Annotated in this window: 25 protein-coding genes and 1 pseudogene; 22 read left to right on the top strand and 4 right to left on the bottom strand. The window is 56.5% G+C overall.

Annotated features, from left to right (window positions below; all coding sequences use genetic code 11):
• Positions 1 to 208: 208 nt before the first annotated feature.
• The gene (locus ACP7AD_RS16735; protein WP_426166307.1) at positions 209 to 517 is read left to right on the top strand and encodes a plasmid mobilization protein; all 309 of its coding nucleotides are present in this window, start codon (positions 209 to 211) and stop codon (positions 515 to 517) included.
• On the top strand, positions 514 to 3,075 hold the full coding sequence (traI, locus tag ACP7AD_RS16730) for a TraI/MobA(P) family conjugative relaxase (protein ID WP_426166304.1): 2,562 nt from the start codon (positions 514 to 516) through the stop codon (positions 3,073 to 3,075). The genes ACP7AD_RS16735 and traI overlap by 4 nt, the downstream gene beginning before the upstream one ends.
• Before the next feature lie 6 nt (positions 3,076 to 3,081).
• Here the strand turns inward: traI and ACP7AD_RS16725 are convergent, their stop codons facing one another.
• Positions 3,082 to 3,285 carry a hypothetical protein gene (locus ACP7AD_RS16725; RefSeq protein WP_426166302.1) on the bottom strand — a complete coding sequence of 68 codons (204 nt, stop codon included), beginning with the start codon at positions 3,283 to 3,285 and terminating at the stop codon, positions 3,082 to 3,084.
• Positions 3,286 to 3,605: 320 nt separating this feature from the next.
• On the opposite strand from ACP7AD_RS16725, the gene ACP7AD_RS16720 reads away from it, so the two are divergent.
• The 6 genes from ACP7AD_RS16720 to ACP7AD_RS16695 are packed head-to-tail and all read left to right on the top strand — an operon-like array spanning position 3,606 to position 10,695.
• Positions 3,606 to 4,055 carry a type IV pilin protein gene (locus tag ACP7AD_RS16720; RefSeq protein WP_426166299.1) on the top strand — a complete coding sequence of 150 codons (450 nt, stop codon included), beginning with the start codon at positions 3,606 to 3,608 and terminating at the stop codon, positions 4,053 to 4,055.
• Positions 4,046 to 4,654 carry a pilus assembly FimT family protein gene (locus tag ACP7AD_RS16715; protein ID WP_426166296.1) on the top strand — a complete coding sequence of 203 codons (609 nt, stop codon included), beginning with the start codon at positions 4,046 to 4,048 and terminating at the stop codon, positions 4,652 to 4,654. The genes ACP7AD_RS16720 and ACP7AD_RS16715 overlap by 10 nt, the downstream gene beginning before the upstream one ends.
• Before the next feature lie 50 nt (positions 4,655 to 4,704).
• Complete coding sequence (locus ACP7AD_RS16710; RefSeq protein ID WP_426166293.1) at positions 4,705 to 5,076, top strand: type IV pilus modification PilV family protein; 372 nt, start codon at positions 4,705 to 4,707, stop codon at positions 5,074 to 5,076.
• A complete protein-coding gene (locus tag ACP7AD_RS16705; protein WP_426166290.1) occupies positions 5,073 to 6,278 on the top strand; it encodes a PilW family protein in 1,206 nt (401 codons plus the stop codon). The genes ACP7AD_RS16710 and ACP7AD_RS16705 overlap by 4 nt, the downstream gene beginning before the upstream one ends.
• The gene (locus ACP7AD_RS16700) at positions 6,275 to 6,892 is read left to right on the top strand and encodes a pilus assembly PilX family protein (protein WP_426166287.1); all 618 of its coding nucleotides are present in this window, start codon (positions 6,275 to 6,277) and stop codon (positions 6,890 to 6,892) included. The genes ACP7AD_RS16705 and ACP7AD_RS16700 overlap by 4 nt, the downstream gene beginning before the upstream one ends.
• A 17-nt stretch (positions 6,893 to 6,909) precedes the next feature.
• Entirely contained in the window at positions 6,910 to 10,695 is a 3,786-nt protein-coding gene (locus ACP7AD_RS16695; protein WP_426166284.1) for a pilus assembly protein, read from the top strand.
• Between the two features lie 65 nt (positions 10,696 to 10,760).
• On the opposite strand, the gene ACP7AD_RS16690 is transcribed toward ACP7AD_RS16695, so the two are convergent.
• Complete coding sequence (locus tag ACP7AD_RS16690) at positions 10,761 to 11,738, bottom strand: tyrosine-type recombinase/integrase (RefSeq protein WP_426166281.1); 978 nt, start codon at positions 11,736 to 11,738, stop codon at positions 10,761 to 10,763.
• A 298-nt stretch (positions 11,739 to 12,036) separates the two neighbouring features.
• On the bottom strand, positions 12,037 to 12,513 hold the full coding sequence (locus ACP7AD_RS16685) for a tetratricopeptide repeat protein (RefSeq protein WP_426166278.1): 477 nt from the start codon (positions 12,511 to 12,513) through the stop codon (positions 12,037 to 12,039).
• Positions 12,514 to 12,714: 201 nt separating this feature from the next.
• Here ACP7AD_RS16685 and ACP7AD_RS16680 point away from each other — a divergent pair, with 201 nt between their 5' ends.
• Together ACP7AD_RS16680 and ACP7AD_RS16675 are read left to right on the top strand one after the other, a co-directional pair.
• A complete protein-coding gene (locus tag ACP7AD_RS16680) occupies positions 12,715 to 13,179 on the top strand; it encodes a pilin (RefSeq protein WP_426166275.1) in 465 nt (154 codons plus the stop codon).
• A 795-nt stretch (positions 13,180 to 13,974) separates the two neighbouring features.
• On the top strand, positions 13,975 to 14,427 hold the full coding sequence (locus ACP7AD_RS16675) for a pilin (protein WP_426166272.1): 453 nt from the start codon (positions 13,975 to 13,977) through the stop codon (positions 14,425 to 14,427).
• A gap of 230 nt (positions 14,428 to 14,657) precedes the next feature.
• Here the strand turns inward: ACP7AD_RS16675 and ACP7AD_RS16670 are convergent.
• Positions 14,658 to 14,846: pseudogene (locus tag ACP7AD_RS16670) on the bottom strand (Tn3 family transposase); the annotation flags it as partial.
• A gap of 332 nt (positions 14,847 to 15,178) precedes the next feature.
• Between ACP7AD_RS16670 and ACP7AD_RS16665 the strand changes: the two are divergent.
• The 12 genes from ACP7AD_RS16665 to ACP7AD_RS16610 all read left to right on the top strand — a co-directional run.
• Positions 15,179 to 15,412 carry a plasmid partition protein ParG gene (locus ACP7AD_RS16665; RefSeq protein ID WP_426166270.1) on the top strand — a complete coding sequence of 78 codons (234 nt, stop codon included), beginning with the start codon at positions 15,179 to 15,181 and terminating at the stop codon, positions 15,410 to 15,412.
• 27 nt (positions 15,413 to 15,439) lie between these two features.
• Complete coding sequence (locus ACP7AD_RS16660; RefSeq protein WP_426166267.1) at positions 15,440 to 15,604, top strand: hypothetical protein; 165 nt, start codon at positions 15,440 to 15,442, stop codon at positions 15,602 to 15,604.
• A 21-nt stretch (positions 15,605 to 15,625) separates the two neighbouring features.
• Complete coding sequence (locus ACP7AD_RS16655) at positions 15,626 to 16,021, top strand: hypothetical protein (RefSeq protein ID WP_426166264.1); 396 nt, start codon at positions 15,626 to 15,628, stop codon at positions 16,019 to 16,021.
• A gap of 130 nt (positions 16,022 to 16,151) precedes the next feature.
• A complete protein-coding gene (locus ACP7AD_RS16650; protein WP_426166261.1) occupies positions 16,152 to 16,745 on the top strand; it encodes a hypothetical protein in 594 nt (197 codons plus the stop codon).
• 198 nt (positions 16,746 to 16,943) lie between these two features.
• Entirely contained in the window at positions 16,944 to 17,381 is a 438-nt protein-coding gene (locus tag ACP7AD_RS16645; RefSeq protein ID WP_426166258.1) for a LexA family protein, read from the top strand.
• A 7-nt stretch (positions 17,382 to 17,388) separates the two neighbouring features.
• A complete protein-coding gene (locus tag ACP7AD_RS16640; protein WP_426166255.1) occupies positions 17,389 to 18,684 on the top strand; it encodes a Y-family DNA polymerase in 1,296 nt (431 codons plus the stop codon).
• Between the two features lie 132 nt (positions 18,685 to 18,816).
• The gene (locus tag ACP7AD_RS16635; protein ID WP_426166252.1) at positions 18,817 to 19,275 is read left to right on the top strand and encodes a hypothetical protein; all 459 of its coding nucleotides are present in this window, start codon (positions 18,817 to 18,819) and stop codon (positions 19,273 to 19,275) included.
• Positions 19,259 to 19,558: a type II toxin-antitoxin system RelE/ParE family toxin gene (locus ACP7AD_RS16630; RefSeq protein ID WP_426166249.1), complete on the top strand. Its 300-nt coding sequence runs from the start codon at positions 19,259 to 19,261 to the stop codon at positions 19,556 to 19,558. Before ACP7AD_RS16635 ends, ACP7AD_RS16630 begins: the two co-directional genes overlap by 17 nt.
• Positions 19,559 to 19,784: 226 nt before the next feature.
• Positions 19,785 to 20,858 carry a replication protein RepA gene (locus ACP7AD_RS16625; RefSeq protein WP_426166246.1) on the top strand — a complete coding sequence of 358 codons (1,074 nt, stop codon included), beginning with the start codon at positions 19,785 to 19,787 and terminating at the stop codon, positions 20,856 to 20,858.
• 1,120 nt (positions 20,859 to 21,978) lie between these two features.
• The gene (locus ACP7AD_RS16620; RefSeq protein WP_426166243.1) at positions 21,979 to 22,920 is read left to right on the top strand and encodes a DNA-binding protein; all 942 of its coding nucleotides are present in this window, start codon (positions 21,979 to 21,981) and stop codon (positions 22,918 to 22,920) included.
• Complete coding sequence (locus tag ACP7AD_RS16615; RefSeq protein WP_426166240.1) at positions 22,917 to 23,192, top strand: nicotinamide mononucleotide transporter; 276 nt, start codon at positions 22,917 to 22,919, stop codon at positions 23,190 to 23,192. The genes ACP7AD_RS16620 and ACP7AD_RS16615 overlap by 4 nt, the downstream gene beginning before the upstream one ends.
• Positions 23,193 to 23,302: 110 nt before the next feature.
• A partial coding sequence (locus ACP7AD_RS16610) for a DEAD/DEAH box helicase family protein (protein WP_426166237.1) occupies positions 23,303 to 24,015 on the top strand: 713 nt, incomplete at its 3' end.

Genomic DNA, 24,015 nt, shown 5'->3' with positions numbered 1-24,015 from the left:
ATACCTAATTTAGGCCTAGGCAGTGGTACTAATGTAAGATACAGGATGGCCCTTGTCACACACATAAAAATCTTCGATTTTCATATGTGCGCCAAGGGACGTGTCACTGTTCGGCGGCTTCGCCTTCTCACATTGACACTCTGCCCTGCAAAGGCTTCGCCCTTGACCCAACACAACAGCCGGCCACCCGGCGCACTGGAGACGCCTGATGGTTTTTCAAAAGATCGGTGACGAAGGACTTGACGCATTCGTCAATGTGCGTCTCACGCCCGAGGAAAAAGAGCGCCTGCGCGATGATGCGGACTTGGCCGCTTTGTCAATGAGTGCCTTGATTCGTGCCAGGTACTTTGGCCGTCCCGTGGTTGCCCACGCTGACCAGGTGATGATTAAAGAATTGCGCCGCCTGGGCGGATTGTTAAAGCACATACACAACGAGAGTGCCGGTGCCTATAGTGCCGAAACCTCTGCAGCGCTGTTTCTGGTCAGCGAAGCGATCCGAAAAGTTGGTAAGTCATGATCTGCAAAAAAATACCAAACACAAAAAAAAGCAGCACGAAATCTGCCCGTGTGTCTGGACTAGTCGAATACATCTCTCAGCCAGAGCTATCCAACAAAATTGAAAAATGTATTTTCAGCGAAGCGATCAATTTTTTCACTGACGATTTGAAGTCGCAAACGCTGGAAATGATTGCACTCTCGCAGGAAGGCGTGAAATCCAAAGACCCGATAGATCATTGGGTTTTGAGTTGGAAATCACATGAGCGCCCAACACCAGAGCAAGCCCGCGAAGCTGCCGCAATTTTTATCAAGCAGTGCAGACTTGACGGCCACCAGTACATCATTGGCTTGCACGACGATACAGAAAATATGCACTTGCATATTGCATTAAACCGCGTGCATCCTGACACATGCAAAGTGGTGAAGATCAATAAAGGTTTTGACAAAGAAGCTGGACAGCAAGCAATTGCCATTATTGAAAAAGTGCAGGGCTGGAGTGTTGAGAAAAATGCCCGCTATCTGACGACCGACAAAGCCGAGCTAATCATTGACACGGCGACCAAGCGGCCGCAGATTTTCACAGCAGCCGAAAAACCACTGCAACCAACCACGCAAGCGCAGGCGATGGAAATCCAAACCGGCCAGAAATCAGTGCAGCGCATTGCTATCGAGAAAGCCGCTCCGATCATTGCCCAGGCCACCAGTTGGAAAGAGTTACACGCCAACATGGCAGCAGCCGGGCTTGAATACCGGCGCGATGGTTCGGGCGCGAAAGTTTATGTCGGTGATATTGGCGTCAAGGCCAGCAACGTAGACCGAAAAGCCAGTTTTGGACATTTACAAAAACGATTTGGCCCTTATCAACCACGACAGGAAATTAAACCCAATGAATACCACAACACCAGCCGAAACTTCACCGAAGCTAACGCCAAAAAGCCGCACGCTATTGCGCATGGAAAAAACGCCAGACACGGTTTGCGCAATTTGTCCGCATGCACTTTGGCACATAGTGAAAAAGACAAACGGGCCAGTCGCCCGCGTATATTGCAACTTGATGTCAGCCCTGATCGACGAGAAGCTGGCGGATTGCGATGGGATACCGGACGCGCCGTTAACACCCAATTAACACCACAGCCGATGCGCCAAGGGCAACCCGGCTGGAATGAATATATTTCCAGCCGGGATGCTCAGAAAGCTGCAAAAACGCACGATATCATCGAGCTACAAAAGCGCCATGGAGCCGAGCGAGAAGCGCTTGGAGCCAAACAGAAAGCCAAACGGACCGAGCTTCTTTTGGGCGATTGGAAGGGCAAGGGTGGCGATAGGAACGCGCTACAGAGCATCACAGCAACGCAGCAAGCCGCTGAAAAGCTGGAGCTTAAAGAGCGTCACGGCGACGAGCGTAAAGCGCTCCAGGCGCAATACAAGCCGTTGCCAATCTACAAGCAATGGAAGGAACAGCCGCAGATCGTCAGCCTGCACATCCTGCCTGTCATCAAGCGAAGCACAGTAGTAAGCACAAGCACAGTGGCAAGCACGCTCAGAGCACTCACGAGCACGGTCGATGCACGCAAGCACATCACTTACCAACTTGCCCAAAAAGACGTTTTCAGAGATGAAGGCCGCACGATTGCAATTTTGGACTTGAAGTCAGACCAGGGTATTGCCGCAGCTTTGGCAACAGCACAGCAGAAATTCGGCAACGTGTTGACCCTCACCGGCTCTGAGGAATTCAAGAAAAACGCCGTGGCCTTGGCCGTGGCCAGCGGTTTGACCTGCCGGTTTTCAGACCCATCCCTGGACAAGCTCAGAGAGATTTTGCAGCAGCAGAAGTACCAAGCCCAGCAAGATGCTCGCCAAGCCGAACGCGATCACGCAGCCGCCGAGCAGCTGGAGAAATCCAAGGTGCTTGAGAAGCACCCCTCGGTTCCCCTGCATTCCCCATCCAACAACCGCGGCGAAGCCGTGTCTCTGGACTCTGGACCCCAGACTCTGGCCCCCGAGCAAGCCGCCGCAGGTGCTGCCAAGGGCGTTCAAGAGGCAATGGCGCGAGTCAAAAAAGCTGCCGCTCTGACCGAAGCTCACCGTATTGAGCGAAAAGAAAAAGCCGAATCTGAAAAGGCCACGCGAGCCGAGCGCGACCGCGTAGCAGCTGCACAGCTTGAGAAATCCAACAAGGAACCCGGCCCCCTGCATTCCCCATCCAACAACCCCGGCGAAGCCGTGTCTGTGGACTCTAAACCCCAGACCCTGAACCCTGAGCAAGCTGCTGCAAATGACGCCCAGGGCGTTCAAGAGGCAATGGCACAGGTCAAAGAAGCCGCTGCCCAGGTCGAAGCCGCCGAAGCTCAAAAAGTTGCCGCACCGCGCACAGGAAAGATGACAGGAACGGTGATGGCCGTCGATGGACGCCAGTTTGCGCTTGCGAAAAACCGAAAAGGCGACTTAATTTGGCACAACATGGAAAACTTGCCGGAGAGCGATTTGCCGAAGGTGGGGGAAATTGTCAAGATTGATTACGTCAATGGTGTTGGCAAGGTGGCCGTGAAGGTACCAAGCCAAGGCCAGGGGCGCTGAGCGATGCTAGTTTTTCTTGACACCGATTTCGCCAAGCCCGACCTCATCAGCCTTGCACTGGTGGCGGGAGATGGCCGTGAGTTCTACGCTGAACGCACCGACTATCACCGGGACGCCTGCAATGACTTCGTACGCAAAACCGTAGTGCCATTGCTGGGTCGTGTACCAGGCGCCGCATGCAACCGAGCCGAGTTGACGCGCCGATTTCATGTTTGGTTTCAGCAGTTGTCAGAACCCGCCACCATCGGTCATATCGGCAATGCTTGCGCTACGACGATATGTCGCCACGCACTTCGCTCACGATGACATTTCCCGATTCATCCATGCCAACGGCACCGGCGTGAGCCCGCAAATCGGCGCCAACACAATTGACCCTCTTGCGACGTACGCCGTCGATTTCCCCAAAATGCCCAGTCCGAAATTACCACTCATTCCGAAACTTCGACCGTTTGTCATGTGAGTGGCGGTAACTTGGTTGGAATTTAGTAACATTCAGTTTCTATAAAAAGCAAAAAGAAGGATGGGGTGGCATGTCAAGACGTAAGCACCTTGGTTTTACGCTGATCGAGCTCATGGTCACGGTGGCGATCGTGGCCATCCTTTCCGCTATCGCTCTGCCCAGCTATCGCGACTACGTGCTGCGCGGTCAACTCGTCGATGCGACCAACGGACTGGCTGTCTTGCGCGCCAACATGGAACGCTATTTTCAGGACAATCGGACCTACAACTCGACAGGCGCCTTCACGTCGCCGTGCCTGGTTGCGGCGACTCAACTCAAGTTCGGCAGCTTTCAGCTGTCTTGTACTGCCACACCGACCGCTACGACGTATACGCTGCAAGCGGTTGGCAGCGGCTCCACTGACGGGTTTACGTACACGGTTGACCAAACCGGTGTCCAGTCCACAACGATCACCGGTGGCTCTGGATGGACCGGCTGCGCCACAACTTGGGTGATGAAAAGAGGGCAAATATGTCCCTGAACGGCCGTGCCGCCCGAACGGCTGGCTTCACCCTGATTGAAATGTTGGTGACGATCACCCTGATGGCCCTTCTGATGGCACTGGCCATGCCATCGATGAGCGCCTGGGTTAGCAACACCAAGGTCCGCACTGTCAGCAATGCCCTCCAAGACGGTCTGCGGCAGTCGCAAGCGGAGGCACTGCGCCGCAGCCGGCAAGTGGTTTTTTCGCTCACCAACAGCTCTGCGCCGCAAACCAGCCTGACAGCAGTTGCCAACGGCAGCAATTGGTCGATCAACACAGTCCCCTCGATGACGGCCGGGGAGACAGGCACCTTCATCGAAGCCGGGGTGCTGTCGGCCGTGGGCTCGGGCGTCCAGATCGCCGGTCCGGCGGCTATTTGCTTCAATTCGGTTGGCCGTCTCGTGGCCAACGCCAGTTCTGGCGTAACAGGTGCCACTTGTACCTTGCCGACGACCACGCCTCCGGTGCAGAGCTACAACATCACGCTGACCGGCGCCGACCGGCCGCTACGGGTTCTGGTCGCGCTGGGTGGCCAAGTGCGCATGTGCGATCCGGCCAAGACGCTCTCTGGCACCAACCCAGACGGGTGCCCATGATGAAGCATTGCAGACGACCGACTCCCAAATTCCTGCAGCAGGAAACCGGCATGGCGCTGCTTGAAGTGTTGGTTTCCCTCCTGCTGTTTTCTTTTGGAATCCTCGGCCTTATCGGGTTGCAGGCACGCGCAATAAGCCTGTCGACGGATGCTGGCGATCGTAATCGGGCCGCACTGCTTGCCAATGAGATCGCCAGCACCATGTGGCTCAGCAAGTCAGTCACCCTCGACACCAGCACAGGGTCGGTCTGGCAGACTCGAGTGGCCGACCCCACGAAAGACGGATTACCCAACGGCGCCGTGACCGTGATCGCCGTCGCAGGCACGACCAACAGCGCCGACATTCGGCTCACATGGAAGGCCCCTTCACGCGCCAGCGCTGACGCATCGAGCCAGCTCACCACGCGGGTGACCCTGCCATGAAACCGATGTCCACCACCGCCCGCACGCAACAATGCGGCTTGACCCTAATCGAATTGCTTGTAGCCATGGTCATTGGGCTCACGGTCACGCTCGCAATCACCAGCGTCATTGTCATCGGCGAAGCCCACAAGCGCACCACCACTGCATCCAACGACATGGGCCAGACCAGTGCCTACGCCGCCTATGTGCTCGACCGTACATTACGCAGCGCCGGCTCAGGCTTTGCGCAGTCATGGAATCTTGGCGGCGTGTTCGGCTGCCGATTGAGCGCCGCTCGCAGCGGCACCGTCATCCTGCCGCGCACCGCTACGGCGTTTCCCGTCCCCTTTGCAGATTTCCTTGGGGGCGCTGGCGCTACCAAGAGCGGCAGTCTGAGCGTTGCGCCGCTACTGATCGCCAAGAACCAGTCGGCCGCCGGCTCTGACGTGCTGGTCGTGATGGGTGGCGGCATCGCTGGCGATGTCTCGCGGCCAATCCGCACACCCGGAACGGGTGTCCCGAGCGACGGGATGCGCCTCGACAATACCCTCGGCCTCGCGGCAGGGGATATCGAATTGATCAGCCAGAGCGGTATCGCCGACTGCTTGATAGAGCAGGTGTCACCCTCGTTTACCAACAGCATCGGCAATCAAATCTTGCCCTTCAACGGAGCGACTTACTACACAGCAACCGGTGCAACCACCCCTTTTTCGACGCTGCGCAGCAGCGGCGTGGCCTACCTCACGGCGCTTGGCAACCTAGGCGCCAACAGCGCCCAGTTCCAGCTGATCGGCGTCGGTGCCAACCGCACTTTGTTCGGCTACGACCTGCTGCAAAGCGACGGCACCGACGTACCCCAGGCGCTGGCCGACGGCGTGGCCGAGCTGCATGCGGTCTATGGCCTCGACACCAACGGCGATGGCACTCTGGATGCTTGGGCCGCCCCGGACGACACCGGCTACGACATCGCGACTCTCATGACCACGCCCGCCACGCTTCGGCAAATCGTCGCGGCGCGCGTGGCCTTGGTCCTGCGCAGTAGCAACTACGAGAAAGGCGCCGTCGCGCCCGCCACGCTCGCCCTGTTCAGCGACCTGACCAACGCGGCAGGAACCTCGCTCAAGCAGACCGTGGATCTGACTTCCTCGACCGACTATCCCCACTACCGCTATCGGGTCGTCGAAACGACCATCCCACTGCGAAACATGTTGCTGCTGCCATGAAAACTTCCCCGCCTTCCAGCCAGATGCACCAGCGCGGCGTCGTACTCTTGTTTACCCTGATCATCTTGGTGATTCTGCTGGGCGGCGCCGTCGCCGTGATACGTTCCATGAACACTTCGCTGTTCAGCGCGGGCAATCTTGCGTTCAAGCGCGACCTGATGAACCAGGGTGAACAGGCCGTGTCGAGCGTGATGACCGTGTTCAAGACCGGCGCCTTGTCGGGAACTGGGGCGACCGCAACCAGCCTGCAAAGCGCCAATTACAGTGCAACGCCGCTGGCAACCAACGCCAGGGGCATTCCGCTGGCGCTGCTCAGCGACGCAGCATTCACGGCGGTGGGCACGACGGCCAACGACTTGGTTGGCGCCACACCCGACGTCGCCATCCGCTACGTGGTCGACCAGTTGTGCGATGGCTCCGCAGCGGCGCTTGCCGTTCAAAGCGGCGGCTGCGTGTTTGTGATTTCCGGCTCGGAGATTTTGGGCGGCAGCAGTCAGGCAATGGGCAACCGGCCGCCCCTTCCTCCCTCGCTCGTTTACCGCTTGAACGTGCGCGTGACAGGTCCTCGCAACACGCAGGTGTTTATTCAAACCTCGTTCACCAAGCCCGTATAGCCGAGGCCAGGCACACCATGAAAACCAACTGCTGCTCTTATCTGCAAAATCTATGGCGCGCCGCGCTTTTGATGGGCCTTGCCTTGCTCTTTGGCGCCCACCTGGCAGCATCCGCTGTGACGCTGTCTGATCAGCCGATCTTCTCGCCCTCGGAAGTGCCTGGAAATCTCGTGCTGGCGCTCTCGGTTGAGTTCCCAACGGCCGTTACCGCAGCAGACCGCGATGCGTTCTCGGCAACCGCGACATACCTCGGCTACTTTGATCCCTTAAAGTGCTACTCGTACAGATACAACGACACCACAGTGGACCGAAACGGCAACGCCTACGGCAGCTATTTCTATCCATTGAGTTCCTGCAGTGGCAGCGGCTCCTGGAGTGGCAACTTCATGAACTGGGCAACGATGCAGGCTGTTGATCCATTTCGCTGGGCGCTCACAGGTGGCTACCGCGTGGTAGACGACGTCAACTTCACGATTCTCGAAAAGGCCTACGCCCCCTCCAATCAAGGCAGTACGGGAAATAACTTTCCACACAAATCACTCACAACAGGCACGTCAAGTGTCACTCCGTTTAGCGGAGACTTTTACATGCGGGCGCTGCGCTGCGGTACCCGCATGCTATTCAAACGCGATAGCGGCTTTTCCGGCGATGCCTGCCCGACCACCGGGGTGACGGCATGGGACGGAGATGTCACGACTGCATCACAAAACACCAACCGATCCACTACTTATTCAGTCGACGTTCGCGTCAAGGTTTGCGAATCGGCTACTAACAACGAAGCTAACTGCGTTCAGTATGGAAACAACTACAAACCTGAGGGCCTGATACAGAAATACGCGCAGAAGATCAGATTTAGCGCCTTTGGCTATCTGAACGACCCGACACCGACCGGTGGCTCGATGTTGCGGGATGGTGGGGTGATGCGCGCACGTATGAAATTCGTGGGACCAAACCAGCCTGTGCCGGGCTCGGGCGCCACGACCAACACGCTTGCCGAGTGGAGCGCTGCCACTGGCCAGTTCGTCACCAACCCGGATGCAACCGACGCAACGGCCTCAAGCGAGACGGGGTCCGTCCTGACGAGCAGCGGCGTAATAAATTACCTTAACCAGTTCGGCCGCTCTGCACAGGCCTACAAATACTACGATGCGGTGAGCGAGCTGTATTACGCAGCCACCCGCTACCTGCGAGGCTTGCCGGATGTACCTGAATATTCTGATCTCAGCAAATTCAATGGCAGCGCCAGCACCCTTGCTAATCGCACGGCCATGAAAGACGGGTTCCCGGTCATTCGGAACTGGGACGACCCAGTACAGTATTCATGCCAGAAGAACTTTGTGCTCGGTATCGGCGACACCAACAGCAACCAAGACAAAACCGTGCCGGGCAATACCTCATGGCGAACCAACGAACCTTCGACGATACCTAGCCTGGTCACGAGCGATCCCATTGATGTTGTAGCGGCTACAAACAAAGTCGGTGTGCTGGAAGGTGACATGGGATCGACTATCGGAGAGACGAACCAACACAACGCCAGTAACAATTCAGCCTACATCGCTGGCATGGCATATCTGTTCCACACAACAAATATCCGTCCGGATAGAGCGGGATTCAACATGAATATCTCGACCTACTGGCTCGATGTTCTAGAAGGCAGCGGCTACAAGGCCGGTTCTTCCGGGCGCAACCAGTTTTATCTGGCAGCCAAGTACGGTGGATTCGATGTGCCGACGGACTATTCATACGCGACCAACACCTCGCCGATAACCCGAAACAAGTGGGCTACAACCAGTGACACACTGCCCGGCCTGGGTGCCCGCCCCGACAACTTCTTTGTTGCCAACCAGGCTGATAAGATGGTGCAGGGTCTGACAAATGCCTTTGCAAGTATCGCCCGCAGTATCAAGGCCTACACCACCTCGTTTTCGCTGTCGGCCGCGCAGATCTCTTCAGCAGGTGCTGCTTCCTACGCATCGCAATACGACTCCAGCAATTGGACGGGCACGCTGTCGGCCAGCACCCTCAGTTTTGCGGCGAACGGAACACCTTCTTCGACACCAGCGTGGAGCAGCGCCACGACGCTGGAGACCCAACTGGCCGGCACCGGCTGGGACACCAATCGCCGGGTCGTCACCTGGAATGGCAGCACGACCACCGGTGCTGGAATCCCGTTTCGCCAGACCGAGCTGACCACCTCGGGGCAATTGTCAGCGCTCGCCACGAGCTACGGCACCAGCAACACCACCAACTACCTAAACTACCTGCGTGGCGACCGAACCAACGAAACCACATCAACCGTTAGCGGAAGCACCAAGGCCTACCGCAGCCGCGCACTCTTGCTGGGCGACATTGTCGATTCGAAGGTAACCCCTGTCGGACCGCCGGCCATGGGTTACTCTGACGCTGTAAACCCCGGCTACGCTGCTTTTAAGACCACTTGGTCTAGCCGTCCGACGATGATCTACTTTGGCGCCAACGATGGCATGCTGCACGCCTTCAACGGCGCGCTGACCGGCACCGGTGCCGGCACCGAGCAGTTTGCCTATGTGCCTAGCGCTCTTTTCCAAGGACCCATCGGCACACCACAAGTCGACGGCTTGGCTGCGCTTGGCGACCCGAACTACACCCACCATTACTACGTCGACGCTACGCCGCTGGCATTCGACATCGACTTTGACAATGCTGGAGGTAGCTTCAGCGCCAACTCCAACTGGCGCTCGCTGCTGATCGGCGGACTCGGCAAGGGAGGCAAGAGCTTTTATGCCATCGACGTGACAGATCCGGGCAGTATGACCAGTGAGGCCACCGTGGCCGGCAAAGTAAAGTGGGAGTTCACGGACTCCACCATGGGGTACAGCTACGGTGCGCCCACCGTCATCAAAACCAAGAAGTATGGTTGGGTAGTTGTGCTGACTTCGGGTTACAACAACAGTGACAACATTGGCTATCTTTACCTTGTCAATCCCAAGACCGGCGCGCTGCTCGAAAAAATCAGTACCGTAACCAGCTCCCATGGGCTGACGCAGACCACGGCCTACGTCTCTGATTTCTCAGATGGCACCGCCGACGCCATCTATGCGGGCGATCTAGACGGTCAGCTCTGGCGGTTTGACATCACCGCTGCCAAAGGCAGCACGGGCTTTTACCCCGTCCCCGTCAAGCTCGCCACGCTGACAGACAGCAGCGGCGCGGCGCAACCTGTCACGACGCAACCGCTGGTCGAAATTCAGCCGCTTAGCAAGAAGCGCTTTGTGATGCTCGGCACCGGGCAGCTACTCGCGTCATCTGACATCACCTCGGCTGCGCCCCAGACTTTCTATGCGATCCTGGACGGCAATGCGTCGGGCTTTAGCGCCGTGACCACTCCGATCACACGCTCGAATCTGACAGCAGTGACTAACCTCATCCAAGGCGTGGCGCTGACGAACACGTCGATGGGCTGGTACACGGAGCTTGGCTCAAGCTCCAGCGTCGGCTGGCGCGTGATCTTAAATCCAATCTCGTACAACGGCATCGTCGCCTTCTCGAGCCTGCTGACCTCTGGCGATGCCTGCAGTCCGTCGGGCCAGAGCCGCACTTACGCGATTGACTTCGGCACAGGCAAGTCGATACTGACACCGGCCGACATAACCTTTGTGAGCTCAGTCAATGCCATCACTGACTTGAGGTTCATCAAAGTCGACAAGACCGTCCGATTGGTATCGGGTGACGTTCAAGGCATCCTGAGTAACGTTCCTATCGCTGCGCCGTCGAGCCTCTCGGTGCGGCTACTCAACTGGCGCGAAGTGCCGACGGTAGATTGAGGGTTCCGCAGTTACCCCGTTAAAGCGCATTGTCTGCCAAGCCACCTGCCACGAGATCGTGCTGATCAGCCGTAAGCTACCCTGAATGTGGGCGAGTCCTCGGGTTTGGAGCCGCGCCGGTCATACACGCGCGTCGTGCTGATGCTCGCATGGCCGAGCCACTCCTGGACTTTCGCAATGTCGGCGTGGTGCTCCAAGGCGGAGGTCGCGGCCGTGGCCCGCAGCGCGTGCGGGCCCATGTTTTCCCCGGTAATCCCCACCTGCTTCATGTAAAAGACCACCACGTCGGCATAGACGCTGCCGGGCGTGAGCGCGGCGGCCGGCTGCCCGGCCTTGGGCGTGCGGATGCGCCGGAACAGCGGGCCTTCGGCTTCCTGGCCATGGCCGGCGGCAGCGAGGTACTCGGCCACCAGGCGCAGCGCGCTGGCGTGGGTCGGAATGAAGCGCAGCTTGCCGCCCTTGCCCTGCACGCGCAGGTGGGGAACGCCCCGGCGCTCCTGAGCGAAGTCCTTCACCAGTAGTTTTGTGAGTTCCTCTCGGCGCAGCGCGTGAAAGAGCAGCACGGCCAGGATGGCGCGGTCACGCTGGCCCTTGAGGGTGCCGGCAGGCGGCGCATTCAACAGTGCGCGCGCTTGCGCGTCGCCCAGCGCCGGCGTCTTGCCTTCGAGCGTGTCGACGGCCGGGCGCCTGACACCCCGGACCGGGCTGTGCAGCACGGCGTTGCATTCGCACAGGTAGTCATATAAAGAAGCCAGCGCGGCGAGCTTGCGCCGGATGCTCGCGCCGGCCAGTCCCTGTTTTTCCAGCTCGGCGCGCCAGGCCAGGACGTGGGCGCGCGTCACTAGGCGGAACTCCTCGGGTTGAACGATGCCCGTGAACGCCATGAACCCGGCCAGGTCGCTTTGGTAGGCGCGCCGGGTTTGCATGCTGGTCAGGTTGGCGAACCATGCGGCTTCGGGCGGCACGTCGGCCAGGCGGGCGAATTCCGGGGCGCTCAAGGCGCGGGGGGAGGCCGCGCTGAGCGGCTGGAGGTCGGTGGCCATGGGTTTCATTCTAACCGTTGATAACGCTTTTTATCAGTGGTAAAAACTAACCAAAAAAGCGACGGAGGCTGCTGTTCCTGAATCAACCAGCGCATGACGCAATCGCAAAAAGTCTCTAGATGTTGTCACCATCAACGGGCTACTGTTAAAGTGCTAACTTCGAGCTGACTTCAAGCTGGGCATTAGCCCGTCAATCTTGGGTGCATCTATCAATACACCCTCAAACCAGTTAACCTAGCCCAAGGGGCGGCGCTTTTTGTCCAAAAAATTGGTGCAAAGTTCATAGGCACGCACCACTCTACGTTGGCAATCGCTTAACGCCCTTAGGCCGCAAAGCATCTATTTGCGCTTGGGCAATTACATGGTTGTGTGATGCTGCCTTTGCGATCCACATCAGGCCCAGGTTTTCATCCTTTGGGACTCCGGCGCCGCGCAGGTAACAACCGCCCAGCCACTGCATTGCGTCGGGATGGTCTTGCCGCACTGCGTGCTGGAGCCAATAAAGCGCTGACTCGTGCTTTCCTGCAATGGAAAAAAGTTGTCCGATGTCGTTCTGTGCATCTGCCTGGCCTGCGTCGGCACGCAAAATGAAGCCAAGGTCATCGGGCTCCATGGGGAGGCAGATGTGTGACACGACCTCAGCCCAAGAGAGCATGGCCCGTCCTCGCTCATCGTCCGAAACACGGTTGATGGTACCTTGGGAAATCCGCCGCCACCAGGTGCGCCGGCTTAGCGCGGTAATGGCAATCGTGGCGTCAAGACTGATGGCATCCATCCTCATTCCTCTCTTTAAATTAGGTTAGGCACAGTAATATTTGTGCCTAACCTACGATTGGCACATTCATGTACGTGCCAAAATTGATTTTTAACTGATGTAGTTGATCATAGTATCGAATAACGATGTGGCACAAATGTTGCATCTAGAAACTCGTATCTGTAGAGATATCAAATACCTAACCAACTAAAGGAGTTTTAAATGAACCGTCGTTCTATCGCACGTAACGTGCAAAATGGTTTTACCCTGATCGAATTGATGATCGTTGTGGCAATTATTGGTATTTTGGCTGCGGTGGCGCTGCCGGCTTATCAGGATTACACAGCTAAGGCGCAATTGGCTGGAGCATTGTCTGAAATCACAGGTGCAAAAATCAACATCGAAGAAATCCAAACTAACACACCTGTCCTACAGGCTTCGACTGTCCTCGCCGCTGATTTGCTAAAAATTGGCATTCAAGCTGCCACCTCCGAGCGTTGCAGCGCTTACACCTACATCAGTGCCGTCGATGGCAGCGCCAGCATTGCGTGCACCATGAAGGGCGGTACCGAAGTGGCTACCAAGAAAATGACATGGACCCGCGCAACCACAGGTGTTTGGACCTGTGCAACTGACCTTGCTGCTGCGGCTAAAACAAGGATCGCACCAAAGACTTGCACAGCTTAATACGCAGCTTCGGAGTGAAAAACCGCCTTCATGGCGGTTTTTTCTTGGTGCGCCCAGCAAGGGCGCACTCCTGCGGGTGCAAGTCCCGCCGCAAGCTGACCACAGCGAGCGAAATGAAGCGCAACTGCATGAGGGCGACCGAGTGCGGGAAGGAAGCGTGGAGCGTAAATCATGAGCCGATGGACAAGAACCAGATAGAAGGCGATGCCGAGCAGGGCGAGCAGGCCAATGACTGCAAAGCTCTCGTGGTCAAAGCTCAGGCGGCGTAAATCTGGCGGTTGTGTGATGAAGGAGTGCGCTCTTATCTGGGGAGATCTCGCCTCATGCCTGAAAGGGCGACAGGCAGCCTGGAGCGTGAAGTCAGGAGAGGCCGTAGTAGTCGTAGGCAAGGCCGCTGAGGCTGTAGACCGAAAGTGAAGGGCTGAAGGAGTGGAAGGCTTAGCTCTTGGGTTATCGAGATCGGAGTGCCTCAGATGTTCACGCAAGTGAAGCTCGCCACAATGCCGGAGCAGGTGAAGCCTGCAAGGGCGTGGCAGCGAGTGAACCGAACTCGCCGAACCCGAATCAGTGAAACCAGGCGTGCAGCAACCTTCTGCATGACCTCAACCATTCCAACCGCTCGGTGCGGACCCGCATGCCGGGTGGTGTGGGAGGGGAGTGAGCCACAATGACCCACCCCCTATCCCGATCGAACGACATGTGAAGTTTCGGCAACTGCCACGAAGACGGATTGTGTTTTGTGCTGCAAATCGACTAGATGCTCGTCCAATTGCCGATATAAAAAGGGGTTCAGAGATGCTCAAACGTACGCAGACAGGCTTTACCCTCATCGAGTTGATGATTGTGGTGGCCATCATCGGTATCTTGGCAGCGGTGGCCTTTCCTGCCTATCAAGACTACTTATCCAAAGCACATATTGCGAGTGCCTTTAGCGAAATAACGGCACCGAAAGTCAACCTTGAAGACAAGGTGACGCAGGGACTTACAGCAGCGGAAGCCGCACTTCTTACGGGCTCCTCGGCAGCAGTTTTGATGCGTATTGGAATTAAAGTCGCAAGCTCCTCGAATTGTTCTGCCTATGCCACCACCGTAGGTACTGATGCCAGTGCATCCCTTCAATGCACCATGCTTGGGAATTCAGATGTTGTGGGTAAGACTGTGACATGGACACGCACTTCTGCGGGCGTTTGGTCCTGTACATCGACCGCTGTCAACAGGCTAACGCCCAAGACTTGCCTTGGAGTCTAATTCCAATCGTTTATCAATACAACATTACTTTTTTGCTGTTTTTATCGGTAAGGGGAAGGGGGCCGTGGCCGCCAGCACCCGATCGCGCAAGTGCTGTGCATACGCATGGCCGCTTCGCCAAGACATCATGGCTCACCTCCGAAAATGGGGTCTGAGGTGCAGTGGAGCAGTAAAAGCAGTTAAGAGGGCAAGATGAATGGCCAAATGAGATTTGTTCCCCTGGGCTGACCTCAGGCAAGACCGTCAGCCGGATCGCGCAAGGCCCGCAGTTCGCCCTTGGCAACGGCGTCAGGCACCAGAAACGAATACCGCCCCAGCATGTTGATGTGCTCGTGCAACAGCGGCGACAGGCGGGCCACATCATCGTCGTTCACGGGATAGCCCTGCGCACGCAGTTGACTGAGCGCGGCCTGCATATAGGGGTCGCTTCAGAAAAAGGAAAAAATCGTACGGTAAGGCATGGCCATGCTTGAAAAACCCGCGTCCTGCTTGGAGTTCTGTTCGTTGTGTCAGGTTGAAGTACACCTCAGATAGGCGTCAGGTCACAGCAGTAAATAACGTCAGGATAGGGTTGTTTTCGCTTTTTTCTGACGACTTTTAATCTGCATCCAAGACTCCAACCTGACAAGTCAATCCTTACCGTACGATTTTTTCCGAATTCTGCGGCGACCCCCATTTTTGAAATTGACCCTACCGGGCCAGCCGTGGCCGAGATGGAGGCTGTTGCAGCCGAGTTGATGGAGTACGCCAAATGAGCACCAAGAAAATCGCTTTCGGGACCAAGCCGACCCACAAACCAGAGCCCGTCCCTGTCGATACATGGGTGGAGAGCCGCGCCGCTGGCGAGGCCGAGGCGATGAAGCGTCTGACCATCGACATACCCGAGAGCTTGCACCGAACGATCAAGGCCCAATGCGCCATGCGCGGCACCAAGATTGCGGACGAAGTACGCGAGTTACTTTTAAAGAAATACAGAAATCAGTAAATAAGATTTACTTACGATGGAGGAACTATGAAAAATTTAGAACAGCCGCCGACGCCGCGCAAGGAACGAAAAATTCCTCACCTCACGCTGTATTTCCCGACGACTGCCAAGCTCGGAACCATAGGAACATACCGGCTTGATGCCAGCGGGCTACACCTGATTCGAGTGCTGCATGGTTGCGAAGTCCACTAATCAAAGCCAGGAGCCACCACCATGTTGAACGAACTCAGTCAACGCTTTCCGTACCAGTTCAAAAAAAATATCGGAATCGATATTGCGCGGGGATGGGTTCCGCTTTTCACGAAGCTTTGCGAAGACGTAGATGCAATCACGAGTGACGATCCGCGTGGTTTGCACTACAAATTCCATTGGGTCCAAGTCAAAGAGAAATTTGGCACAGGGCGGCTGCACTGGGATATCTCGGGCTCCAGGGAGCGGTGCAATGCCCTGATCAACGCTGCCCAAAGCCGGACGACCAAAATTTGCATCATCTGCGGCACGGAGCCAGCTATGCCCGATGACAGCGGCGGCTACTTACTGAACCTTTGCGAGCATCACACAAAGCAGAGAAAGAGCGACTCGGAATCTTTTGCCTCCCTTGAGATTTGAATTGAGTAGGGGTGTAGCACCCGGACACAGCTTTTTGGCGGGATGAAACTCCGCTAGTTTCACTGTAAAAAGTCAAACCACAAAATTCCAGTGAAACTAATGCTTTGAGCAAAATCGTCCAGGCAGCAACATGCTAGTTTTCCTCGATACTGAATTCACCGATTTTGTCCGCCCCGACCTCATCAGCATTGGTCTGGTGGGTGAAGATGGCCGGGAGTTCTACGCCGAGCGCACCGACTATCACCGGGATGCTTGCAATGCATTTGTGCGCGAAACCGTGCTGCCCTTGCTGGGCCGCGTCCCAGGAGCGGCCTGCAGCCGTTCAGAATTGACGTGCAGGCTGCGGGACTGGTTTGAGGCGCTACCGGAACCGGCCATCATCATTTATGACTTCGAAGGCGATTGGCTGCTGCTGGTCAAAGCCATTCTTGGCCGTCCACAGAGCATGCTGCCGGATAATTTTGGCGAACCACTGCACTTGGACAATTCCACCATCACCCATCCGGTATTTGAGCAGGCACAGAGTCACATCTATACCCAAGACTGGCCCCCACACCATGCCCTTGCCGATGCGCGGGTCCTGATGGCGGGCTACCGCGCCTGGCGCGCGTACAAGGAAAATCCAGAACTTCCGTCGCGATTCATTCAAGACATCATGCTGTCAGTTGAAGAAGCCAAAACTGGCCAGGTCACAACGTACAAATTCGGCGATTCAGAGCTGTGATCGTGCATAGCATCAACGCAACTGAGCGGTAAACCTTTTGGGGTGGCTTACCCCTGAATTTCATCACGTATGGAGCTCGCCCGGCGCAGGTGGCGGCTGCCACCTCAAACGATTGCAGGTAGCGCTCAAGCTGCCAGAGGGCCTCGAAGTGGCTGCACATGTTTCGGACTTTAAACCCCCTAGACTTATACTGGTTAAATGTACAGTTCAATTCCCTCGGGAGCCATTGCCTTTCATCCAGGCGCACGCCTACGCCTGGCTTGGGTTGAAGGGACTGTGCCTGCAGGGTTTCCGTCGCCTGCGGCTGACTTTGTCGTCAAGCGGCATGACTTGAATGAGTTGTTGATCACCCATCCAGCGGCCACGTTCATGTGGGAGGCGCGGGGTCTGTCGATGATCGATCTGGGCATCGCCAACGGAGACATCCTGGTGGTCAATCGCGCCCTAACGCCCGTGCATAAGTGCATTGTGATTGCCGAGGTGGATGGCGACTTCACCGTCAAGCAGTTCTACAAACGCAATGGCCTGGTGCAACTGCGATCGGGGAACCCGACGTTTGCGCCCATCTTGTTCAGGGACGGCCAGACCTTGACAATCTGCGGCGTAGTGACTGCCGCCATCAAGCGCTTTAGGTGATTCGGTTATGTTTGCGCTGGTTGACGGAAACAATTTTTACGTCAGCTGCGAGCGCGCCTTCAGGCCAGCGCTCAAGAGGTGGCCTGTGGTGGTCCTGTCCAACAACGATGGCTGCGCCATCGCCCGGTCCAACGAAGCCAAGGCGCTGGGCGTTCGCATGGGCCAGCCGTGGTTTGAATGCCGACATTTAGCCGAGGAGGCCGGACTCGTGGCGCTATCGGCCAACTTCACGCTGTATGGCGACATGAGCAACCGCATGATGAGTATTGCCGCTGGACTGGGTCCGGGTCAGGAGATTTACAGCATTGACGAGAGTTTCATTGACCTGACTGGCGTGCGCGGTGATCTTGGCGCACGCGCCGAGGTCATGCGCGAGCGCATCCTGCAGTGGATTGGCATCCCCACCGGGATTGGCATCGGCAGCACAAAAACGCTGGCAAAGCTGGCTAATCACGTGGCCAAGGCAGCAGACCGCAAGCCCGGCAGCTACCCGGTCGAGCTGGCACGGGTATGCAACCTGGATGCGTTGCCTGCCGCCGATTTGGATGCGGTGCTCCAAGCAACCGGCGTAGGGGAGGTATGGGGTGTTGGTCGGCGCATTGCCAAGCAGCTCAACGATGATGGCATCACCACGGTGCTTGAGCTGGCCAGGCTCGATCCTGCGACCGTGAGGCGGCGCTGGAGCGTGGTGCTGGAGCGCACCGTGCGTGAACTCCAAGGCCAGGCATGCATCGTCATGGAAAGCGAGCCGCCGCCGAAAAAGGAAATCGCCTACACCCGCAGCTTTGGCCAGCCGGTGACTGGGCTGCATGAGTTGATTCAGGCAGTGACGGAGTTTGCCAGCGGGGCCGCGGCCAAGCTGCGCCTGCAGGGCGGCTTGGCTGTGCAGCTCATGGTGTTTATTCACACCAGCGCGTTCCGCCCAGGGCCGCAGTACAGCCGCAGCACCGTCATGCCGCTGCGCCGCCCGACAGCGGATACGCCGTTGCTGGTGCAAGCGGCCGTGCGCGGCCTGCAGGCGATTTACCGGCCAGGTTTTGCCTACATGAAGGCTGGCGTGATGTTGCTGGATCTGCAAGACGGCAGCGTTGAGCAGCAGGAGCTCGACCTGGAGCCAGAGCCGACAGCGCACGGGCAACTCATGAGCACGGTGGACAAGTTGAACGACCGCTATGGCCGTGGCACCGTGCTGCTGGCCAGCGCCGGGCTGCAGGGGAAGGAGCGGACCTGGTCCATGAGGCAGAACCTCTTGACGCCGCAGTACACGACCCGATGGGGTGATGTACCGGTGGCCAGGGCCTGATCTTTAAGCTGAACGCAACCTGACGAATAGCGTTATGCAAAGTAAAAAGACAAATATAACGAATGCAGGCTACCAAATTATCGTTATTTGGCTATAATTGTAGTTGTTATTTCTACACCAAAAGGTGAATCAATGTCCACTACAGCTAACACCATCGACCATGTAACCCTGGAGCGACTCGTGGAGGCCGGAGCCGTTCGCGGAGCTGATGTTATCGGCCACCCCGGCGGCTGGGGGGTTGTTGTCAAGTACGGCATGACTGAGCGTGCGCTTGCTGCCAGGCGCGGAGCCGTGCGGACGTTTCGCAAGTTTGAAACGCTCGTCGGTTATTTGAAAGATATTGGTATTGCTGAGTACCACGTCAACGCGGCCAACTTTGACGCAGCAGCGCTCAAGACAACGCGGGTGCGGCCCGATTCCGCCGAGCGCATGCGCAGCGCCTTTGAGGCGTCAGCGCAGACCAAACGGATGCAACAGAAGGCGGCTGAGTCGCTGGCCGACACACGGCCCAATGTTTCCCACGAGCGGGCCATGTCCAGTGTTCAAGCGGTGATCGACACGAAGCGCAAGAAGCATGAAGCCAAAGCTTGAGTGGCGTCAGCAGGCGATTGATGACCTGATTGAAATTGTCGAGTACATCGCCGAAGACAACCTTGAAGCGGCACAAGAGCTGAAGGACGAAATCGAGGAAAAGGCGGCAAAGTTACCAAATCACCCGAAGCTCTACAAACCTTCGCTTCGCGTGAAGGGCATGCGGGAGCTGGTGGCCAGGAGCAATTACATCGTGCTCTATCGGGAGACACCGGCGCTGGTGGAAGTCGTGAACGTGTTTCACGCCCGCCAGCAGTGGCCCACGGGAAAAAAAGAGACTTAGTATTAGCGGCCCTGCCAGGTGTTAGTGGCACCCAGCAAAGCGCGAAGAACGCCTAGAAGATGAAAGCAACAAAGCCATCACATCCGAAGAATGGGCCAGTGTCCGGGCTGCGAAACTAAAGCAACGTGCTGAGGCAAGAAGCGTCAAACGCGACCAATAGCGGCTCTGCCAGGTGTTGATACCACCCGGCAAAGCCTGACCAAATCCAACTAAACAAGAGTTAAAAATGGCTACTGACGAGAATACCAAAAACCGCACCCACGCTGAAAACCTAGCTTTCGTCAAAGAAAAGGGCAAAGGCAAAGAACAAAACACTTTGCCGTTTTTCCAGCCTGCCGAAGCAGGAATGACCGACGCACGACCAGCCAAGGTTGCCGATCCGCTGCCCTTTGTCATCCCATCCAAGCCCAATACGAATCCACTTACAAAGCGCGAAGAACGCCTAGTCAAAACCGCTGCAGAGATTGCCGGAGAGCGGCCCGACGACGAGGACCGCGCGTACATCCACTCAATCATGTGCCAAGTGGGCTTGCCTCGCTCAAAAGTAGATGGCAACTCATTTGAACGGCAATCGGGAGGGGTGGCTTTATTGGTTGAAGCGGGCAAGCTCTGGGACGGTATGCAATTTGTGCAGCAGTCCATCCCCTATGGGACCATGCCGCGCCTGGTTCTTGCTTGGATGAACACCTATGCAGTGCGGTTCAACACTCCTGAAATCCCGATTGGTGACAGTGCCAGCGACTTCCTAAAGTTGCTTGGAAAAGACGTGACAGGTGGAAAAACAGGAACCTTTACAGCGTTCAAAAAACAGGTGCAAGCGCTTTCAGCGTGCCGTTTGACGCTGGGGTTTAATTCCAACGGTATGGCTCATACCTATGAAGGAAAACCAATCAAACACTTTGATGCATGGATCACTGGAAAAGGATCTCAGCGTCCATTGTGGCCAGGGTCTGTGACCTATTCGCAAGAGTATTACGAAACTCTAAAAGGCCATGCCGTGCCCATTGATCTGCGGGCTTTCATGTCTTTGAAGGGCTCGGCGTTGGCGATGGACATTTACACCATGCTTGCCCAACGGCTCCACCGTATTAGTGGTCGCCCGCTGATTTTGCATTGGGCAAGTCTGCGCGATCAGTTTGGGCAGGAATACAAAGGTAAAAATGCCGACAAAGACTTCAAAGAAGCTTTCTTGCTCCAGCTCAAGAAGGTTTTGGCGGTCTACCCACAGGCCAAAGTTAAAAAAGTAACTGGTGCACTAATGTTGTTGGCATCGGCACCTCCAATCCCGTTCAAAGGGTAGTTTGCAAAACTTTTGCATACGCATAATCACCCCCCCTAAAGCCACTCCATGAGTGGCTTTTTGTTGTTGGATGCGCTTCAGGAAACGGATCGCAGAGTACGCTAACTGAGTTTTCCGTTCCACTGCACCCCAGACCCCAAAAACGCCGGATTTCGTTGGAATCCCGGCCGACTCTCTGATTCCTGAAGCGACCCCCTGTTCACAAAGCTGTGATAAGTGCAAGTTGTTCACGCATATTCACCCCCCCCTTTTACGCATATTCACCCCCCCCTTTTACGCATATTCACCCCCCCCTTGACCCCATTTTTTACGCATATTCACCCCCCCCCTAAACCTATAGGTGGTATTCCTATAGGTTTTCCTATATGGTTTTCCTATAGTTGAAGAACTGGTTTTTGTGGACAACTGGCCAAGAAGACGAAGAAAGCCGACTCAGAAACCAATCCCGACCATGCTGCGCAAGGTCGCCCTAGAAGGGCACCCACCCTTGCCAAGGCCATTAAGTGACCCCCAAAGGGGGTCGAACAAATCCCCCAAATCCGGCACTTCGTGTCCGGACTGCTAAAACCACCACTACGCCATAAAACTCACCCAGCGAAAAAGGTGCGTACAGGATGGCGGCTAACGCCGCCAAAGCCCGGTTTTCAACGCATTCGGTGAGTCGGCTTTTGTGTAGAGGCTGCGCCCACGTTCGAGCAACCAGGACGAACGACCACCGGGATTGTTCAAAGGCTCTGACGAAACCAGCACCAGAGGGATGCGCGGGTATCCCGCGATCCGTACCGCTTCGCTACATGCCGCAAGCGGCATAAACAGCCAAGACACCGCTTCGCGGGTTTGTTGGATAGGCATAGAGACTGGCAATGCAGCAAGAACGAGCCAAACTGGCCCTTCCTGCGATTTTTCCCGTGAATTAAGGGGATTGGGTGAGTGGGCCTAAAAAACGCGGCTATCGGCCTTCCTGCGGCTTTTCTGGCGCAGCGTCCGATTCGATGGCTGAACCATCACAAATTACCTAATTAATTTGTTTGTTTGATAATTAGTTTATTAGTTTATTAGTTTATTAGTTTGTTAGTTTATTTGTTATGATATAATTAAGGCTTAACAAGGAGAAAACACCATGCGTCCAGCCGAATTCACCCATGAATCCATCATCGAAGCCGGTCAAAACCTGCAAGTGGCTGGCCGCAACATCACGGGTTTTGCCCTGCGCCAGAAGGTCGGCGGCGGCAACCCGACGCGACTCAAGCAGGTGTGGGACGAACACCAGAGCAGCCAGGTCAAGACCCAAGCCGAGCCGGTGGCTGATTTGCCCGTTGAAGTGGCTGAAACTGTCGGCGCTGTCAGCAAGGCGCTTACCGAGCGCCTTGCATCGCTGGCCGTGGAGTTGAATGACAAAGCCGTGAAGGCCGCAGAGCGCCGGGTCCATGAGGTGCTGCGCAGCGCAGGCGAGCAGCAGGCGCAGGCCGAGCGCGAGTTGGCCGACGCAGCGGAAACGGTGGACGACCTTGAGGGCAAATTTGATGAAGTGCAAGCCGACGCCGAAAAGCTGCAAACCAAACTGACCGATGTTCAGGCCATCAACCAAGCGCAAGCCGTTGAACTGGCCCAAGTGCGCGAACGAATCACTGCCATCGAAGCCGAACGCACTCGCTACCAAAAGGAGGTCGAAGAATTACGCGCCGAGGTTGCCAATCACAAGAAGGCAGCAGCTGCTGCAGCCGCCGAGTTTGACCAGGTACGCACTGAACTGGTGGCGGTGAAGATCAAAGCCGAAGCTGTCCAGCAGTCGCACCAGGAGCAGCGCAAAACAGCCGCAGGCGAAGCCCTGCGCAATGCCGAGCGCGTGACCCAGGCCGAAGCCGACCGGGATACCGCCCGCAAGGACGCCAGCAGCGCACGCGAAGAAAAGGCAAAACTGGCCGGGAAGCTCGAAGCCATGCAAGCTCAAATTGCCGACCTGATGCGCGTTATTGCCGAGCGTCAGCCAGCAGAGCCAAAAGCCACCGAAACGGCCCCAACGACCGTCAAGCCAGCAGCCAAGACCGCTAAAAAATCATGATCATCACGACCCTCGACGCCCTCCAGTGGGCAGGCTGCGCGACCGGCGTAACCGGTGCGTTGCTCTTGGCGCTCAACACCAAACACTCTGGCTGGGGGTTTGTGCTGTTTCTCATATCCAACGGCTTTTGGACCGCGTTTGGCATCCAAACCAATGCGCCCGGCCTCATCACCACGCAGGTCATTTTCACGGCTACCAGCCTTCTCGGAATCTACCGGTGGCTGGTTGCTGTCCCGCGTGCCAAAAACCGCTCTGGGGCGTGTTTGAAGTAGCGGTTCGCAGCCCGAACCGGCGGACTTTCTCGTCCCGCCTGACTGCTAGACTGCTTTGATAAATCACAAAGCAACAGTCAGGGCGAGTAATGAGTGGATTGACGGACATCTTGGACATCTTTCGTAAAACCGCTCATACGGAACGCGAAAAAGGCAATTATTTTGAGAACCTGGCCAAGCTCTATTTTCAGCATGAGCCACGCTACCAGGACTTGTACTGTGAGGTGTGGCTGTGGGAGGCTTGGCGGGAAAACTGGATCAAGGCAGGCCACCTCGACCCTGGCGCCGATACGGGCATCGACTTGGTTGCCAAAACCAATGGAACCGCCGAATACCACGCCATCCAGGCCAAGTTTTACGACTCGGACAGCACCATTTACAAAAAACAGGTGGATTCGTTTTTCACGGCATCGGGCAAGATGCCCTTCACCCACCGCTTGCTGATTCTCTCGACCGACAAAATCAGTCCCCACGTGGACACGGCAATGCACGGGCAACATACCCCGTGCCAGAAAATAACCCTGGCGGACCTGGAAGAAAGCAAGATTGATTGGGCGAAATGGTTCACCCAAAAAACGGTTGAACTCAAGGAACAAAAAACGCCACGTCCGTACCAGATGGCGGCCATTGCCAATGTGGTGTCCGGTCTAGAGCATGCTGACCGGGGCAAACTGATCATGGCCTGCGGCACAGGTAAAACATTTACCTCTTTGCGCCTGGCCGAGCAAATGGCCGGGGCCGGTAAACGGGTGTTGTTTCTGGTGCCATCGCTGTCTTTGTTGTCGCAAACCCTGACCGAGTGGACGCAGGAAACGGCCACCCC

Origin of the sequence: Polaromonas sp. DSP2-3-2b2 (genome assembly GCF_049895905.1) — a bacterium.
GTDB lineage: Bacteria > Pseudomonadota > Gammaproteobacteria > Burkholderiales > Burkholderiaceae_C > Polaromonas.
This window is presented reverse-complemented; position numbering and strand designations above follow the sequence as displayed.